Below are 18,041 nucleotides of genomic sequence, written 5' to 3' on the forward strand. Positions count from 1 at the left end.
AATAGACATCAAAGGGGAGTCAATGAGAAAAAAACTGAGAAATAATAGCTAATTTTAATCCACGGATGAATCGATTTTAAACACTTCGTTTGCCCTGCTCACTTTAATCCGCTGTGAGTGGTTTACCTTAACCGCCCTATCCACAATGATATCGTCATTGAGGATTATCAAGTGGAGGACCATTTAAGAAGTGGGGGAGGTGACCGGGTCTTGGAAAGGTCATACCCTATTGCAAGTGCTTTGGTGGCAAGTTATAAACCAGGAAAAAGTTTTAGCTATATCATGGGTGTTGGAGGAGAATTTGCCCAATCGGCAAGTTTCTTTATGGTCAGGATCGGGTTGGAATACGGTTTCCATATCGACACGAAATGGGAATTGAACATAAATTTGATCAACGATTTGAAAATCAATGGGTATAACTCATTTTCTTACGGGATTGGCATAACAAGAATACTTTGATCTCTTAAATATATGAACTATGAAAGCCTTATCTATTTATTTCACGCTCATACTACTGATATCCATGTCATGCAAAAGTCATCAGAATACAATGGACAATTCATCAAAGACAAAAGAGACCCCTATGGATGATGGCATTACCGAAAAATACTGGAAATTGATCGAGCTCAATGGCCAATCGGTTGAAACCCGGGAAAATCGAAAAGAGATCCATATGATATTAAAGGACAGGGATAGCCTTGTCACTGGATTTGGTGGCTGTAACAGTCTGAGCGGGACCTATGTGTTGAACAAGACCCAGAGCAGGTTAAAATTCTCAGGAATAAGAGCCACCTTAATGGCCTGTGAGGACATGGAAACTGAACAAAAGTTTCAAGCGATGCTTTTGAAAGTTGACAACTATACTTTAAAAAATGACACCCTATCAATGAACAAGGCCAGAATGGCACCATTGGCCAAGTTCAAGGTTGTATACTTGAAATAGTTGAATGCCATAAAACCAATTCTATATGTATTTGAAAACGACCAAAGCCATATATGTAATCCTCAGTTGGGCAATTTTTGCATCGATGCTGGGCTCTTGCTCATTGATCCGTATCGAAAGTGAACAGGAGCCACTGACCGTAAGGGCGCTGAATACACGTTTGATGACCCAGGATTTTGTCGGGGAAGCGATGGAGGTCACACAAAAAGCAGCTGACACCATTCTAAAAGACAACCCCTCTCCAGAGACCCAAAAATTACTTTTGCTATGGAAAATAAACACGGCAAAACAACTTAAGGCCCACGGTTTTCAGACAGCACCTGAAGTTGCATTATTGGATGTATGGACCTATATGCTCAGAACGCAATATTTCTTTGCAGGTCCCAAACCGGATTATATGTCCGATACGACTTATCAAACCCTACAAAATACAACAACTGCGAATTCTAATAAGATAAGCAAGATTGCGCAGAGTGTTCTCACCAAAAAGGATTTCGAGAAATTGGCATTGTTCGTTGAGGAACAGGCAAGATCAAAACCCATTACTTCCTACGATTTTGAGACCATTTCCTCGGTCAAAGAGGACTATTTAAAACTGACCGAAACCCCGGATAGTTTGTCGGTGCGGACGGTCGGCACCTTGTCCGAAGTGGTCTCGGACCTGGGAAGCAAACTGAGTTATGGCAGTGAGCTCACCAGAAAACAATTGCAATGGGAGACCCTTTTATATCTAAAGGAAAAGGGATTGGATACCGTGGATATACAAAGAAAATTGCAGGAGTTTCAGGAGCAGACTGATCGTTTGATCACGGTAGCGGAGAATTCACCGCAACTCTTGGACAGTGCCCTGATCAATTTCCGGAATCAGATCGACCCTATATTCATGGGGTTGGAAAGGGGGATTACATCTTCCATGATCGCCCTGTCCAACGAATTTTCCGAGATAGACCTTTTATTGGAGCGGCAACGGTTGGCATTGGACTCCATACTTCAGCGCGAGCGAAAGATCATCACGGAGGAAGCGCATTTGCTCATGGATTCCGGTATAAAAACTACCATGGAAGAGTTACGGAAAACCATTAGGACCCTTACCGTTTTGGCCATCTTTTTGATCATCGTAATCCTTGGGCTTCCCTTTTATGCAGGTTATTTATTGGGGAAAAAGAAAAATAAATCTTAAGACAAACCAGTGGTCCAAGCCTTGAAATACTTAAATCGACCAGTGGCCATAGACAAAATGAATTGGGAATCAAATAGGTTTTTATCATTGCACAGGGGCTTTACCTTGTTCCTGTTGGTGCTGCAAAGTTCCAATGTGTTCGGTCAGAACGACTCCTTGGTACTTGTCAACAAGGACATTATCGTTGGCGAATTAAAAGAATTGAAACAGGGTGTTGCAACCATTGAAACTGATTACAGTAAAAGTGACTTTAAAGTTGAATGGGAAAAGGTCAAGACTGTTCGAACAGAAACGGAATTCTTGATAACCATTGAAACGGGAAAGCGGTACAATGGCTATCTGAAGAGTATTGATGACGATATGGTTTCCCTTGTTTCCTCTACGGATACATTGGCAACAGTTTCCATGGGTGACATCGTTTTTTTAAAGGAGGTCAAAAGTGATTTCTTGAGCAACCTATCCGCTTCTTTGAGCATTGGATACAACTATACCAAGGCCGATGACCTGTCACAGCTGAGCGTAAGGAGCATATTGGGGTATCGTGCCAAACGGTGGGAGGCTCGTGCCAATTATAATGATGTCCGTTCCAATCGAAATAATTCCAATGCGGTAAAAAGGGTCGATGCATCATTGGGGTATCGATATTATTTAAAACGGAATTGGTTCGCCTTGGCCGAAACGTCTTGGCTTTCCAATACGGAACAAAACATTGACCTTCGTTCTCTGGGAAAACTGGGCTTGGGGAAATATATTGTTCAAACCAACAGTATATACTGGGGCATTCAGGCAGGGGCTTCCTTCAATAACGAAAACTTCTTGGTGGAGGACAATGTAATTGCCAACAACAGTGCGGAAGGATTTTTTGGGTCGGAATTGAATTTATATGATATCGGGGACTTGAGCCTGCTTACCAGGGCCGTTCTGTATCCGAGCTTTACGGAAAAAGGAAGGTGGCGCTTTGATTACAATTTTGATGTTGCATATGATCTTCCCCTTAACCTTTATGTGAACCTGGGAATTTCACTCAATTATGATAACCAGGCCATCGACAGTTCAAGTGAAACGGACTATATCTTTCAAACACTGATAGGTTGGGACCTTTGACCCCATACCATTCTATATATTCAAATGAACAATGAAACTGGTTTAAACAAGAAAGTAAATAAATTATGAGAAAACTTATCCTTTTAGTTTCAGTTTGCACCTTAGTCTTTGGGTGCCAGAAAGAGCAAGATCAAGAAAAGGCCGACACCATTTACTTCGGTGGTGACATTGTTACCATGGAGGGGGAATCGCCGGAATATGTTGAGGCACTGGCCGTCAAAAATGGGAAAATCCTTTTCGTGGGCCCCGAAAACGAAGCCATGGGATTCTCCAGCGATTCAACACATTTGGTAGATATCAAAAATAACACCTTGATCCCAGGGTTCTACGACCCACATTCCCATGTGGTTTTTCAATCGGCAAAGTTCGGATGTGTAAATCTAGACCCCTATCCCATAGGGGATATAAGGACCATTCCGGACATTCAGCGTAAACTTCGGGAACACATTGACCAGAAAAAACCAAAAACGGGCACTACCATCATCGGCTGGGGATATGATGATACGGGACTGGAGGAAATGCGTCACCCCAACAGGGACGACCTGGATGCAGTTTCAACAGAGCATGCCATTGTTTTGATGCATATTTCATCCCACTTGATCACGTGCAACAGCAAGGCCTTGGAGTTGGCCGGTATCTCTGCCGACACAAAAGATCCCAACGGTGGAAAAATACAAAGACGTCCAGGAAGTGATGAACCATTGGGGGTTATGGAAGAACAGGCCATGTTCCTTCTTATGAAAATATTGCCCATCCCGACCATGGATGAGGCCATAAACTTGATGAAACAGGGTTTGTTGAACTATGCCGCAGAGGGAATTACCACATGTCAAGATGGCAACACCATGCCTGATGCCATGAAATTACTACAGGTAATGGAGGCCCAAAACAAGTTGCCCATTGATGTGATCAGTTACCCAATGTACAAATTTACCACAGATTCACTTCTTAGTGAAATCGCCAAAGACTTCAATGCCACGGACCGCCTTATCACCAAGGGAATTAAGCTTACGGTCGATGGTGCGATACAAGGATATACCGCTTATCTGAGCGAGCCTTATTTTGTGCAACCGGAAGGCAGTTCTGAAGTGGAGAAAGCGGGCTGCATGAATGAGTTTGGGGGACAGCTGGTCACAGGTGAAACTTCCCACACAGAAACTGAGAAGGTGGCCATAAAAGATTTCGAAGGGTATCGTGGCTATCCCAGTATGACACAAGAAGAGATTGAAGGTTGGATACGGAAGGCGGACGAAAAAGGAGTGCAATTGATCGTTCATTGTAATGGGGATGCGGCCGTTGATGTGTTGATAGGGGCATTGAATAATGTACGCGGCAAAACACCAAGGCCAGATTTGAGGACTACCATCATTCACTCGCAGACCATACGCGACGAACAAATGGACTACGCCGCAGAAAATGGAATCATACTTTCCTTTTTTCCCATCCACATTGAGTTTTGGGGAGACAGGCATGAATCGCTTTTCCTGGGAAAAGAAAGAGCTGAACGGATAAACCCAGCAAATACGGCGCTACGAAAAGGAGCCAAAATCACCTTGCACCATGATGCCCCGATCGCGCATTGTGGGATGTTGCCCGTTATTTCTGCTGCGGTCAATCGTTTGACCAGTGGAGGAAAACTGCTAGGGGCCGATGAAAGAATCACTCCTTACCAGGCCTTATGTGCGGTAACACGTGATGCGGCCTATCAATCCTTTGAAGACGATAGGAAAGGAACACTGACCAAGGGGAAATTGGCAGACTTGGTCATCTTGGATGAAAACCCCTTAAAAGGGGATCCCAAGAAAATCAAAAACATCAAGGTTTTGGAAACCATCAAGGAAGGGGTGTCAATCTATAAAAACAAGGAATAACAATTTTAATGAAATTATCCAGGCTACTAATTTGTGTTCTACTTTTTATAGTGGACGTGGGATATTCACAGGACCAAAAAGGAAATATCGACCCATCCAAACCCACCAACCTTTATACCCAATTGAACACAGCGGCTGAATTTGCCTCAGGGGAAGGGTATGGTATTTATGGACTCCGTATCAATTATCAGTATGCCATCAACTCCGATAATTTGATACTGGCGGAGGTTCCCTTGCTTTATAATAATTCAACTAATAAGTTTGGTTTATCGGACATACGGGTACGCTATTTCCATGCTGCTAAACGCAATCTTTCCCCAAAGGTCATTGCTATCGTGCCGTTTGCAGATGTAACGCTCCCAACAGGTTCTGTTGAAAAGGGTCTGGGAGGGGATACATGGTCGGTTGGTGTTGGTGGTGTTGTTGGCTTGGCATTGAACCAAGAAGTTTCATTGTTTCCTGGTCTTAGCTATGTATACTTGACTGAATCAGGTTCAAATGGGCTTGGACTACAGACCAATCTCAGTTATAAGTTTAATAAACGGACCTTTGTCTTTGTTAACCCCATTGTCACTTTTTTTGATTTTGACACCATTTGGCAAGGAGAGCTTAATTTTAACCATATTATTACACCTAATAGGTTTAAGGTCAATGCTGGATGGTATCCCAATTTTACTTCTAAATTCGATACCTTCAGGGCAGGCTGTACCTTTTATTTCTAGGGATTAAATAAACTTAATGTTTTTAAAAGTTGAGGATGTGCCATTGAAAGTAACCATATGTAGGTTTTCTGGATGATGGGTTACCATTTTCACCAGCTCGACTAAAAGTATAGATTCATATTATGAGGTTCTCCAGTAAGAGGGGATTCTTATTTGCAAGTCACAACTTTAACAAAGTATCTTTGTGGGTATTGGCAGACTACTGATGGAATGTTTGCTCACTCAATGATTGGATAAACTTGGGATTTAAAAGTAAAAACATCACTTTGACCGTACTTCCGTTCGAAAATCTCTCGAAGAACGGAGAAAGGGACATTTATTGCAAATCTTTTAGTTTAGATCTTTTGACCGGACTTTCCCAGTTCAGGCAATTCGAAATACTCTATTTGAATCCTTTTGATGTGGAGACCTTAAATCCCGATATTTTATCGGGATGTGATTATCATGTCTGTGGGGCTTTCTCGGAACACGAAGGAAATTTAAAAATAAATGTTCAGCTGATAGATTCTGCAAGCAGTCGTATCGCATGGTCCCATACAGCTGTCAATAAGTCGGACTTGATTCAAGAAATTCAAGAAGAGTTGCTTAGTAATTTAGTCGCCTCTCTTCAACATCAATTGGATACGGACCTTTTGACCCAGATGCGAAGAAAAAGATCAACTGATCTCAAGGCGTATGAGTTCTGGTTGCGCGGTGTGAGCGAGCTGAAAAAAGGAACTCCGAAAACAGATGAAACTGCGCGTGAATATTTTAACCGGGCATTGAACATAGACCCTGGGTTCAGCCTTGCGTATTCTGGAATGTCCCTTTCCTACTTCAACGAATGGAGCTGTCAGGTTTGGGATCGGTGGGACTTAAACCAAAAAGGGGCCAAAAAATGGGCGGAAAAAGCTTTGGAAACCGATTCACAGAATTATATAGGCAACCTTATTTTCGGTAAGGTGCTGCTTTTCGAACGCTCTTTTGCTCATAGTGAAGTATATCTCCGAAAAGCACTTCGACTCAACCCTAACGACCCCTTCAACCTGATACAGGTCGCGAGTTCTTTTATTTATTTTAATCATCTAGAGGAAGCCTATGAACTCTATGAGAAAGCAATTCGACTGAACCCGTTTCATGCCGAACAGTACCACCCGGTTGGGGCCTATATCCTTTTTGAACAAAAACAATTTCAGGAAAGTATCGCGATCGGAGAAGGATATACCAATACCTCGTGGGTGGACTATCCCGCAATCATGGCAGCTTGCCACTACTATTTGGGAAATGAAAAAATAGCTTTGCAGTTATGGCAGAATTATATTGACAATTTTCATCTAAAAATTTCCACAGGAGATGAAAATATTCAGGCCAAGGCCTTAAAGTGGATGATCGATATGAACCCCTACAGGTACGAAACCGCCTTTAAGGAATTTTGGGAATTTATCGGTTCAAAAAAGGAATACGAATTCGATTTTAAATTGTCGGCAAATGCGGGCAATCAAAATCTTTTTGTAAAAGAAGGAGATATGTGGAGAATCGTATTTATGGGAAAATCGATCCACCTTCCCCATTCCAAGGGATTGGCCGATATTGCCACTTTACTTTCTATACCGGGAAGGGAAATGGAATGTGTGCAACTTATGGGGGTGGGGCTGGCAACTGTTTCTCACAAGGCCACCGACAAAAAATCCCTGAACGAAGCCAGAAAAAAAATAGCCGCCCTTGAGGAAGAGTTGCAATCCGCCCACGAGATGGGACTTCATGCTGAAATTGAAAAATTGCAGGCCGACTATGACGCATTGATCGAATATCTGTCGAAGTCGTTGGATAACCAAGGGCGAATCAGAAAAATAGGCTCAATCAACAACAAAGCGAGATCTGCTGTTACCCAGCGGATAAAAAATGCGATTAAAAAAATTGAACCCCTGCATTCCCCGTTGTTTATACATCTATCCACTTCCATAAGCACGGGCCATTACTGTAGCTATAAGCCTCAAAAAGACCCTATCTGGCAAACCTAGTTTTTAAATTTCTTACATTGTAAGATTACATCTTACGCATACAGGGTAAAAAACGCTGTATCATGCACAATTTACTGGAAGTCTTATTTAATCCCCTAGCCGTACTCTTATATATGTACGTAGGGTTATGGATTTGGGAGACCGTTGCCCCGGCCAAGGCGCTACCAAAAATGAAGTATTGGAAGCTGAGGGGCATTGTATTCTTCTTATTCAATTTTACCCTGGCCTCAATACTGCCATTGGTGGTCGATCGTCATCTGGCCAAGTTTCAATTGCTCGATTTAACACACATGGATCCATGGTTGGCCGCACTTCTTGGCGTAACCATCTATCAGGGCATTCTTTATGTTTGGCACAGGGCCATCCACAGGTATGACTTTCTATGGAAACTCTTTCACCAAATGCACCACAGCCCCGAGCGACTTGACATACCAAGCGCATTTTACACTGGTCCATGGGATACCCTCATGTTCACCCTGATCGGGAGCGTGAGTTTTGTTTTAATCCTTGGGTTATCGGCCGAAGCTGCCACCATTGGTGTTTTGTTCCTGACATTCTTGAGTTTGTTCCAGCACTCCAATATCAAAACCCCTGTTTGGTTGGGGTATTTTATTCAGCGGCCTGAATCGCATAGCATTCATCACGAAAGGGGCGTTCATCGCTATAACTACTCGGACTTTCCCATTTACGATATCATTTTTGGAACATTCAAGAACCCAAAGAACCATGCAAAAAAGACCGGGTTCTACGATGGGTCGTCCACCAGGGTGTTGGACATGCTTTTCATGAAGGACGTATCGAAACCAAAAAACAAAAGAAAATGAAATGGATTGGAATTGTACATATAATTATGTTTGCTATGGTCGGGTCTACCATTAAAGCTCAAGAAGGGCAATATCGAAAAGTAAGGGAAGGGAATTTTATAACCGTTGATAGTGTAAAATTGCACTATCGGATGGGAGGGCAGGGGCCACACCTCTTACTGTTACATGGCTTTACCCTGTCAAGTGACCAATGGTCTGGGTATTTTGAGGGTTTTGGCAAAAACCATACAGTGATTGCCTTTGACTTTCCGGGCCACGGCCGTTCGGCAAGGACCGGGCAAGAATTTAGTTTTAAGCATTGGACGGAATTGGTTCTAAAGGCCATTGAAAACCTCGGGGTTAAAAAGGCAAAAGCGATAGGCCATAGCTATGGTGCCATTACCCTGATGTCGATAGCTAGACAGCAACCTGACCTGCTTGATGCCATGGTGCTGATCAGCGGGGCACATCGAATAGATCCAGCCATGCGGCAAATACTGCTTGAGGATTCGTTTGAAAAATCCGATGCAGATTTACAGGAGTACTATCGCCAAATACATAACAATGACATGGGTAAAATCAATGGTATTTTCACTGACATCCGAAAATTTGTAGAAACCAGAGATATGTTTTCAATTGATGAAATTGAAGAGATTCAAATCCCGGTATTATTGGTTTTTGGGGACAGGGATACATTCTATCCATTGGAAATTCCGCTTGAAATGTATAAGGCATTGCCAAATGCAAGATTATGGATAGTGCCGGAACAGGGGCATACGCCCGTGTGGGCATCTATGGGGGCCGATAGGCAGACAGCACAGATATTTCCAAAAATGGTATCACGATTCTTTAAAAACTCAAACTAGATGACTACCAAATCAAATAAGCAAATCATAATGGAATTTGTGGGGTCAACAAACAAAAAGGATTGGGAAAAAGCCTTGGCCCTACTTGACGATAAGGTCTCTAGAGACTCATCAACATATGTGTTGGAGCAAATTTCCAATAAGGAAGACCTGTTGAAATTCCACAAAAATGAGGCCTTGACCTTTCCAGATCTTCAAGAAACGATTCTGTTCATGGTCGAAGAGGATGGCATTGTTGCAGCCAGAATCAATTTCAGGGGTACCCAATTAGGTCAAATGGGGGCTTATCCACCAAGCGGTAAAGTGCTTGACGCTGACTTCAATTGTTTTTTCAAAATAACGAACGGGAAAATTACCAAAATTTGGGTCGAGTATGATGTGCTGAATGGGTTGGTGCAGCTAGGTCACGTTAGGCCCCCGATGAATTAAGGCTGTGTCATGGTTATATACGACACTAACCCGGATAATAAAGAAAAAAAATGATCAAGGGAATTCCAACATTTGAGACGGACCGTTTGTTGCTCCGTCGGATTGTGGCAGAGGATATTCATTGCGTTTACAAAGGGCTTTCAAACCCAGAAGTTGTGAAATATTACGGGGTCAGTTTTCAAAGCCTAAAGGCAACCCTAAAGCAGATGGATTGGTATGAAGACCTTGAAAAGAAGGGTAAGGGGCAGTGGTGGGCTGTTTGCGCCAGGGGCAATAAAACGTTTTATGGGGCCTGTGGTTTGAATAATGCGGACCATAAGAGCAAAAAGGCCCAGGTGGGATTTTGGCTTCTTCCCCTGTACTGGGGCCATGGCATTATGAGTGAGGCGCTGGGGCCAATACTTCAATTTGGCTTTATGGAATGGAGTCTCCACCGCATCGAGGCGTTCGTAGAACCACCGAACAAGCCATGTAAGAAAGTTTTGAAAAAATTGGGGTTTGAACATGAGGGAACAATGCAAAAATGTGAAGTTAAAGATGGTCAATTCATAGACCTTGAACTTTACGCAAAACTTAAAAATGAACTTGAGACAAAAAGATACAAATCAAAACGCGGATAACTTTTCCCTTCAATCGATGGAAAGGCAAAAGTGGGGAAATAGAATTTTCAACTTTTCGGCGGCCATCACTCTAATGGCGCTTCTATCGGTTTTCATAATTTCCTGTAGCAAAAACACGGATGAGGCCATTTTGCCAGAACTGCCAGATCAAGTGCTGTTCCGGCTTCCTATCGTGGTCCATGTAATTCATAACGGTGAGGCCATGGGTGAAGGCCCAAATCTGTCCACGGACAGAATCAAGCGACAGATAGAGATTTTAAACGAGGATTTCAGAAGAAAGAAAGGAACCCGAGGCTATAACGAACACCCGGATGGTGGGGATGCCAAAATCGAGTTTTTTCTGGCAAAGGTGGATCCCAATGGAAAGCCTACCGATGGAATCAATAGAATCAATGCGTCGAAAATCGAGGTGCCTGAGTTGGGATACAGCTTGGAGCATTACGCCCAATATGCCTATTGGCCCCCAAATAGGTATATCAACGTTTGGACAACGCCATTGAACAATGATTTCATGTGCTTGGCACTTGGGCTCGCCACTGGCCCCGAAACTGACCTGCCCGGAACGGATTTGTTGGCCCTACCCAAATCCGGTGAACCCGATGGCATACTGATCAACTGGAATCATTTTGGCGAATCAACAATTGATTGCCATGCCCGATTCGGTAGAACCCTTACACATGAAATGGGTCACTTCTTGGGACTACTGCATACTTGGGGAGGCAAAGATTGTGAAACCAATGACTACTGTGATGATACCCCGGCTGTTGACAAGCAAGTATTCGGAAGAAGTCCCTTTATGGGTTGTGCCGGGGAAATGGTGATGATAGAAAACTATATGAACTGGTCGGATGATGAAGTCATGAACACTTTTACCAATGACCAAATTGACAGGATGCACTATGTGCTATCAAATCACGAAGGTAGAAAGGCCTTATCGAAATCGGGTGCTGAGCAAAGCAAACTAGTAACCAGTGGTTGACAAGACTTTAACTCGGATACCAAAGAATGAAGTTCCTATGTCTTAAAAAGGTAAGTCATGCCAGGTATTGACAAATTATAATAGGCGAAGTAATATGATGGTACTTAGAAGAGCGAATAGAAACGACTTGAAGGAGTTGCAGTCCCTCTACATAGAGAGTATCGAGGGTCTTGGAAAACTGAATTATACAGATGAGCAGTTGAGCGCCTGGAAATCATCTGTCAATAATAGGGAAAGATGGACAGAGGCCATCAACAATCAGCATTTTTTGATTGCCCAAATAAATAAGAAAATAGTGGGTTTCGGGTCGCTTGAAAATGGTTCATACATCGATTTTTTGTATGTGTCCAAGAACCATTCAAGGATGGGTGTTGCCTCTAGGATTTTTGAAAGATTGGAAAAAGCGGCGCTAAAGCTCGACCAAACGGAATTGGAGTCGGATGTTAGCTTGACGGCCGAGCCTTTTTTTAAGAGCAAGGGGTTTCAAACTGTTCGTGAAAACAAAAATATCATCCAGGGAATTGAAATAACGAACCTAAGAATGAAGAAAAAGCTGAAATGATAATGGCCAAAGAGAACAACATAAAACCGATTGAACTTTTCAACAGATGGTATACAGATGAACTGAACCTTAGGAAAGAAAAAATACCTAGTGTCTGCTGCCTTTCAACCATTGGTGTCGACGGTTTTCCCAACGCAAGGTATATTTCCCTGAAGGAAGTGGCAGGGGATTGTTTCAGCGTTACCGGTCCAGTCACCTCAAGAAAAGGAATTGAGGTAAGCGCCGTAAACAAAATCGCATTGACATTTTGGTGGAAAGCAACCGAACGGCAGGTAAGGATTCAAGGAATAGCACATACAATTTCCGAACGGCAAGCGGACAAATATTTCAATAAAAGAAGCCTTTATTCCCAAGCGGTTTCTTCCATTTGTGACCAAGGTAAGGAAATTGAATATCCAGAAAACCTGAAGAAAAGGGTTTTGCAAAAGGTTTCCGAAGCGACTAAAATTATAAGACCCAACAACTGGGGAGTATTTTCTATAAAGCCCATTAGGATGGAATTTATGGAGTTCAAAGAATCAAGGTTTCACGACAGAAAGTTGTTTGAGCTCGGGAACAATGGGTGGACCTTGAACCAAATTCAACCGTAAGGAGTACAACCCTATATCCCCAGTCAATGAATCTAAAAAACTAAATGAAGATAGTATGAAGAGATATGTAACTGTTGCAGTGCTTGTGATGGCTTTTTTTGTGGGCCCAAGCAGTTCGGGTCTGGCGCAATCCACGAGCCTGAACAGGTTTATAAGAAAAAAGATGCAGAAGGCCGATATTGCTGGATTGCAGGCTGCATTCATCAGCAATGGCCGATTGGCTTGGTCAGGCAGTTTCGGCTATCGGGATTTTGACAACAAGGTCACCGTGAACGATAGTACGTTGTTTTTGATTGCCTCATGTTCCAAACCGATAACGGCCCTGGGTTTGATGAAATTATACGATAATGGTCGCATCGACTTGGATGAGGACATCAACAATTATTTACCTTTTAAAATAATCAATCCAAATCATCCCAAATCACCGATTACCTTTCGGATGCTACTGGTCCATACCTCCTCGCTTAAGGACAACACCCCTTTATTGGTATCCCTTTACACTTTTGACAATGGTGGCGATTCTACAATATCGCTTGAAACATTTATAAAGGATTATTTCCTGCCTCAAGGAAAGTACTATGACGCCTCTGAAAACTTTTTAACCGAGGAACCGGGCAGCGCAAGAGAGTATTCAAATGCTGGATACGCGCTTATTGGATACTTGGTTCAGCAAATTTCGGGCAAGCGGTTTTCCGACTTCATGCATGACGAGGTTTTTATGCCATTGGGCATGGAAAGTTCATATTGGTTTTTAAACGACATACCCCATGGAAATGTTTCAAGGCCCCATGAGTATGTGGATAGTAAAAAGGGAGATGTAACGTACAAAGTCCTGAAGCATTACGGTTTTCCCGATTATCCGGACGGACAATTAAGGACAAACGTATCCGACTATGCCAAATTCGTAGCGTTGATGCTCGGTAATGGAAAAGTTGATGGTGGGCGGTTCTTGCAGAAAAGTACCATTGAGGAATGCTTTAAGGTGCAATTTCCAAAGGTCAACAAGTGGCAGGCCATTGCCTGGAACTACGACGAGTTTTACAACTGGCTTTATTATATGTTGATGCCACGGTTTCCTTCCCATACGGGTGTGGATCCAGGAGTGGCAACGGTAGTATCTCTTGACAGGAAAACAGGGAATGGGGCGATCTTGTTCGCCAACACCCTTACCCATAATTTCAAAGGACATAAGGCCCTATATCTGGATATCATAAAAAGACTATTAAAAGAAGCTAAAAAATCGAATCGATAATCTTCAAGTCTTTGACTCGGGGTTTATTCATCAATCAATCTACAATGCATCTTATATCAATTTTGTGCGGCCTCCTTTTGGGGTCCACCTTGACAACTTGTGCCCAAGACACAGCGATACCCGTTAGAATACTCTTCGGAAATGAAGCCACGGCGATACCGTTTGACACCTTTTGGTCGAATCCAGAACATCCATCATTTCAGGTGGGTACCGAATTTCGCTATAACGACAACACCCATCATTATCTCTATCAGACCCTGAACTTGGGATATGTTTATCATGAAAACTTGTATCAAGGGGCATATATCAATTCGGAACTGGGGTATGACTATCTACTGAATTTCGGCCTTAATCTAAAAGCCCTTTTAGGGGTCGGGTATCTTCATACATTCAGTACAAATGAAGAGTATCAATTTAAAGACGGTCAATATGCTTTAGAACATGATAGGGGCAACTCCCGCCTTATGCCCTCTTTGGCATTGGGTCTTGGCTTCAGGACCAATAAAAACAATCCTCGTTCCCCTGAGCTGATGTTGCTGTATAAATCCTGGGGCGAGTTTCCTTACTCCCCTGGATTTATACCGATCATGGCCCACACGGAATTGAATATTGGCCTAAAACTCTATATCAACTAAAAAATACTATTACTATGAAAAAATTAACGATAAAGACACTTTTGTTACTATTCGCATCATCCTGCACAGTTTCCGAAGACCCAATTCGCGACCCACAAGTCTATGCTTGCCCGCCCATGCAAGGAACTAATGGAGAGCAGCATGTCAAGGCGGACAAATACCAAACCATTCTCGATGGGACCGTTTCCAAAGGGGTGCCCGGAATTATAATGACCGTTTTTGACGGTAGGGACGGGCACGGCCCATGGACCGGTTCAAGTGGAAAAGCGGACTTAAAAAATAACGTGTCCCTAAAAAACTGCAACATCACAAGAGCGGGCAGTACGGTCAAAACCTTTACGGCAGTAACCATGCTAAAGTTGGCAGAGGAAGGCAAATTGGACCTTGATGATATTGCTGCCCAATATCTGCCCGAGGAAACTATAACGGATATTGAAAATGCTGATATTGCCACAATTAGGAACTTGCTGCAACACAGCAGTGGCATTTATGATTACATTCAGAGCCCACACTTTCAGACAGCATCCCTCAACGACTTGCTCAAGGAATGGCAACCGAACGAACTTCTTAAGTACGCTCGGGGCAGAAAGGCCAATTTTGAACCGGGCACCGATGTCGACTATTCCAATACCAACTACATTCTTTTGGGAATGATCATCGAAGAAATCGAAGGCAAACCATTCTATCAGGTTTTTGATGAATTTATTTTCGGGCCGCTAGGTTTGACCTTTACCTCCTTCGCCTCCGAAAATCCTGTTCCCGAAAATATCATTCGGGGGTACATAGACCTTTATGGCAAATTAGAGGTGATCGACGCTACGCAGTACAGCGGATGGGATTATCATACGGCTGACGGAGGCCTGATATCCAATCCCTATGACCTGTATCTTTTTCTACAGGCGGTAGTCGAAACCGAAATAATATCCCAAAATAGCTTTGAGGAAATGACCGAATGGATAAGTCCATCGTATGACGATGAGATTTTTTACGGACTAGGGCTTTTCAAAATGAAGACCAAGTTTGGGGATGCCTACATGCACAGCGGAGATGCGATAGGGTATTATGCAAGCATGCTGTATCTACCTGAATATGATTCGTATATCTGCTGGGCGGTAAATGGAAATTATGGCAAGATCGACGAATTTACCCAAAGCAAGGAGGCCATTGAACTGTTTATTGAAAAAGTAATTTTTTAGAGTGCTTGGAACAATGGGATTAAAGGCCCTGATAATCATTTTCATGGGACTGTTTACCGCTACTGGGAGCTGTCAAAACGCAATGGAAGTATCGATTTTTAACGAGTCAACCGCCTTGCCGTTCAGCGGTTTCGATTTTAAACCGCTCCATCCCGGTGTGCAAATGGGAATGGAGACCCCACTTAAAACAACCCCAGACCATAAAACCTTCATTTCAATGAACATTGCCTTTACGTTCCATAAGGAACTCTTTCAGGCCGTGTCCTTGAACTTGACACTCGGCCATGATATTAAAATGGATATGGGTGTAAGTCTAAAAGGCGGATTAGGGGTTGGATATACACATACGTTCAATGTGAATGAAGCGTATCGATTTAGTCATGGTGAGTATCGGAAAACGAATGACAGCGGTAATTCAAGGTTCACACCGTCTATCTCGTTAGGGCTTGGTTATCGATTTGACCCGAACGATTTTGAGTCTACGGAGGTTTTTATCCAACGACAATATTGGTTGGAAATTCCCTATTCACCAGGATTTATTCCGCTCATGTCCCACACCAATTCAAGTATTGGTTTGAAATTATATCCTTACCCGTAATACATGCAACTGGGCTTTGGAGCATTACTAAGGTTTGACCAACAAGAGTACTTCCTCATCGAATCTGTTAGGGCTATTGCACCAATTGTACTTCGTAACTATCCTAGGTGGGACATATGAAGATTTGCTTATCTGGAATCCAAACTTTTTATAGAATCCAACTAGGTTTTTAAATGGCAAACACCAAATAGTTCTGCCTTTATATGGATTCGTTTCGATTAAGGCCCTTACCAATTTCTCCGCTACTCCACCCCCCCTGAACGATGGTAATACATAGATTCCCCCAAGTTCTATGTTGTTATGGTCGATAGGTGCCAATCTTCCTAGCCCTACCTTTTGACTTCCATTTTCGGCGATCATAATATATTCATTGTCGAAATGGGATTCTGGAAATCCGATCGCCGCATATTGGGAGTTTATCCAGATTGCTTCGTCCCGCTCCGCCACTCTTATATTTTCTGATTTTATCAAGATATATAGGTTTGGTGCTGCAAATTATAAAATCCATTTTTTCTAGATTATTAAGAAAAATATAAAGGTATCTTCCTTAAAATCTAGAGAACAACGTAAACTGTTGAATATACTTTCGAATCGTTGTAGGAAGAAGCAGTGAATATAATGCATGGATGAATGGGAGGTTTGGCAAACCTTAGTGGAATTTCCCCAAGTGTTTTGTACTTAGGTAGACCGAACTTAAAGAATGATTTACCATATAATTTTTCCAGAACCTATGCTTCTGGTTTAAGAGAACCCTTGGAAGTATAAGTCGTTCAACTACTATATGGTCGGGGCCTCTGTTGCTTTGTCCACTTTAGATGTATCCAGTTCTCTTGGCCAGGCTTGAGTTGTAGCTCCATTTTTATGGGGCAATGATTCGCTGATTGCATTAGTGGCAATCTTTTTGCTTAAGGCTTCAGGCAAAACGGAGACGTGCCATCTCGCTGGTAACCGATCATTCAAGATGGTCGCACTTGGTTTCATCCCGGTAACATGGAATATTTCTATGAAAAACTCGGTGAAATTTGTGTCGTCCAAAAGGTCCGGGGCCGACTCCCCGAAGGCCTTTCGGTTTTGTGAAACATCCGTTCCCTCCGGAAGATTATCTTCCATGGATCCAGATTCCCCATCGGTGGAACATCCAATGACAAGGATCGATACTAGCAGGGGTAAGCCCATCACTCGAAATAACGATCTATTTTTCAACGTCATATTAAACCAACAGGGAAGTCCCGCCCATAGTATTCTTCTGGAAAAAATCAGCTCTTAAAGGAACACGTTCATCGTTTGGTTTCCAAAGGGCCACTGGGATTTCCAGCAAACAAAGGTAGCCTGTTTAACCACCGAAATAAAGAACGAAGTGTCCCTAGGCAGAATAGGAAGGTTGCTTCATCTTGGGGCGTGAATGGCCAAACTCGTATTCTTTACTGTGGAGCATATTATGGTACACGGTCTCGTCGACGTTGACGGGAATCTTAAGATTGGGGAACTGGATCTGATAGGAATTTCCTTTTTTTCCGATAAGCCTTACTTTGACTGGTTTTTTCTCCATAACCTAAATTTTTAAAAAAGTTAAACCATAAAAAAAAATACCGTTTCAACCAGGGCAAATGCCATTCCAAAGAGCAAAAAATGGGCATACTATACCACCTCGGGCGGAGTAACGTGAGCAGGGCGCAGCGGACCAAAGTGAA

21 protein-coding genes are annotated in these 18,041 nt (G+C 42.8%); 18 read left to right on the forward strand and 3 right to left on the reverse strand.

Features of this window, described 5'->3' with window-relative positions:
• The first annotated feature begins 117 nt into the window (after positions 1 to 117).
• The 18 genes from AB1A65_RS17555 (at position 118) to AB1A65_RS17640 (ending at position 16,350) form a co-directional block, all read left to right on the forward strand.
• Positions 118 to 459 carry a hypothetical protein gene (locus AB1A65_RS17555; RefSeq protein ID WP_366591212.1) on the forward strand — a complete coding sequence of 114 codons (342 nt, stop codon included), beginning with the start codon at positions 118 to 120 and terminating at the stop codon, positions 457 to 459.
• 19 nt (positions 460 to 478) lie between these two features.
• Positions 479 to 943 carry an META domain-containing protein gene (locus tag AB1A65_RS17560; RefSeq protein ID WP_366591213.1) on the forward strand — a complete coding sequence of 155 codons (465 nt, stop codon included), beginning with the start codon at positions 479 to 481 and terminating at the stop codon, positions 941 to 943.
• A 25-nt stretch (positions 944 to 968) separates the two neighbouring features.
• On the forward strand, positions 969 to 2,123 hold the full coding sequence (locus tag AB1A65_RS17565; protein WP_366591214.1) for a hypothetical protein: 1,155 nt from the start codon (positions 969 to 971) through the stop codon (positions 2,121 to 2,123).
• 21 nt (positions 2,124 to 2,144) lie between these two features.
• Positions 2,145 to 3,227, forward strand: a complete 1,083-nt coding sequence (locus AB1A65_RS17570; protein ID WP_366591215.1) for a DUF481 domain-containing protein — start codon at positions 2,145 to 2,147, stop codon at positions 3,225 to 3,227.
• Positions 3,228 to 3,292: 65 nt separating this feature from the next.
• Positions 3,293 to 5,098: an amidohydrolase gene (locus AB1A65_RS17575; protein ID WP_366591216.1), complete on the forward strand. Its 1,806-nt coding sequence runs from the start codon at positions 3,293 to 3,295 to the stop codon at positions 5,096 to 5,098.
• Positions 5,099 to 5,106: 8 nt separating this feature from the next.
• Entirely contained in the window at positions 5,107 to 5,820 is a 714-nt protein-coding gene (locus tag AB1A65_RS17580) for a hypothetical protein (RefSeq protein ID WP_366591217.1), read from the forward strand.
• A gap of 239 nt (positions 5,821 to 6,059) precedes the next feature.
• Positions 6,060 to 7,820 (forward strand): hypothetical protein, encoded by a 1,761-nt coding sequence (locus AB1A65_RS17585; protein WP_366591218.1) that lies wholly within the window; start codon positions 6,060 to 6,062, stop codon positions 7,818 to 7,820.
• A 62-nt stretch (positions 7,821 to 7,882) separates the two neighbouring features.
• Positions 7,883 to 8,644, forward strand: a complete 762-nt coding sequence (locus AB1A65_RS17590; protein WP_366591219.1) for a sterol desaturase family protein — start codon at positions 7,883 to 7,885, stop codon at positions 8,642 to 8,644.
• Positions 8,641 to 9,489: an alpha/beta hydrolase gene (locus AB1A65_RS17595; protein ID WP_366591220.1), complete on the forward strand. Its 849-nt coding sequence runs from the start codon at positions 8,641 to 8,643 to the stop codon at positions 9,487 to 9,489. The genes AB1A65_RS17590 and AB1A65_RS17595 overlap by 4 nt, the downstream gene beginning before the upstream one ends.
• Positions 9,490 to 9,918 (forward strand): ester cyclase, encoded by a 429-nt coding sequence (locus AB1A65_RS17600; RefSeq protein ID WP_366591221.1) that lies wholly within the window; start codon positions 9,490 to 9,492, stop codon positions 9,916 to 9,918.
• A 50-nt stretch (positions 9,919 to 9,968) separates the two neighbouring features.
• Positions 9,969 to 10,538, forward strand: coding sequence for a GNAT family protein (locus AB1A65_RS17605; RefSeq protein ID WP_366591222.1), 570 nt, complete (start codon positions 9,969 to 9,971; stop codon positions 10,536 to 10,538).
• A 16-nt stretch (positions 10,539 to 10,554) separates the two neighbouring features.
• Positions 10,555 to 11,517: a M43 family zinc metalloprotease gene (locus AB1A65_RS17610; RefSeq protein ID WP_366591223.1), complete on the forward strand. Its 963-nt coding sequence runs from the start codon at positions 10,555 to 10,557 to the stop codon at positions 11,515 to 11,517.
• A 94-nt stretch (positions 11,518 to 11,611) separates the two neighbouring features.
• On the forward strand, positions 11,612 to 12,079 hold the full coding sequence (locus AB1A65_RS17615; RefSeq protein ID WP_366591224.1) for a GNAT family N-acetyltransferase: 468 nt from the start codon (positions 11,612 to 11,614) through the stop codon (positions 12,077 to 12,079).
• Between the two features lie 2 nt (positions 12,080 to 12,081).
• Complete coding sequence (locus tag AB1A65_RS17620; protein ID WP_366591225.1) at positions 12,082 to 12,669, forward strand: pyridoxal 5'-phosphate synthase; 588 nt, start codon at positions 12,082 to 12,084, stop codon at positions 12,667 to 12,669.
• A gap of 55 nt (positions 12,670 to 12,724) precedes the next feature.
• Positions 12,725 to 13,921, forward strand: a complete 1,197-nt coding sequence (locus AB1A65_RS17625; protein ID WP_366591226.1) for a serine hydrolase domain-containing protein — start codon at positions 12,725 to 12,727, stop codon at positions 13,919 to 13,921.
• A 44-nt stretch (positions 13,922 to 13,965) separates the two neighbouring features.
• On the forward strand, positions 13,966 to 14,556 hold the full coding sequence (locus AB1A65_RS17630) for a hypothetical protein (RefSeq protein WP_366591227.1): 591 nt from the start codon (positions 13,966 to 13,968) through the stop codon (positions 14,554 to 14,556).
• Between the two features lie 14 nt (positions 14,557 to 14,570).
• Positions 14,571 to 15,752, forward strand: coding sequence for a serine hydrolase domain-containing protein (locus AB1A65_RS17635; protein ID WP_366591228.1), 1,182 nt, complete (start codon positions 14,571 to 14,573; stop codon positions 15,750 to 15,752).
• A gap of 82 nt (positions 15,753 to 15,834) precedes the next feature.
• Positions 15,835 to 16,350 (forward strand): hypothetical protein, encoded by a 516-nt coding sequence (locus AB1A65_RS17640; RefSeq protein WP_366591229.1) that lies wholly within the window; start codon positions 15,835 to 15,837, stop codon positions 16,348 to 16,350.
• Between the two features lie 27 nt (positions 16,351 to 16,377).
• Here AB1A65_RS17640 and AB1A65_RS17645 read toward each other — a convergent pair whose 3' ends face one another.
• The 3 genes from AB1A65_RS17645 to AB1A65_RS17655 all read right to left on the reverse strand — a co-directional run bounded on the left by AB1A65_RS17645 (position 16,378) and on the right by AB1A65_RS17655 (position 17,899).
• A complete protein-coding gene (locus tag AB1A65_RS17645; RefSeq protein WP_366591230.1) occupies positions 16,378 to 16,821 on the reverse strand; it encodes a GNAT family N-acetyltransferase in 444 nt (147 codons plus the stop codon).
• 306 nt (positions 16,822 to 17,127) lie between these two features.
• Entirely contained in the window at positions 17,128 to 17,460 is a 333-nt protein-coding gene (locus AB1A65_RS17650) for a hypothetical protein (protein WP_366591231.1), read from the reverse strand.
• Between the two features lie 253 nt (positions 17,461 to 17,713).
• On the reverse strand, positions 17,714 to 17,899 hold the full coding sequence (locus AB1A65_RS17655) for a hypothetical protein (protein WP_366591232.1): 186 nt from the start codon (positions 17,897 to 17,899) through the stop codon (positions 17,714 to 17,716).
• Positions 17,900 to 18,041: the final 142 nt, after the last annotated feature.

The sequence above is a fragment of the Allomuricauda sp. ANG21 genome (assembly GCF_040705235.1).
GTDB classification, from domain to species: Bacteria; Bacteroidota; Bacteroidia; order Flavobacteriales; family Flavobacteriaceae; genus Flagellimonas; species Flagellimonas marina.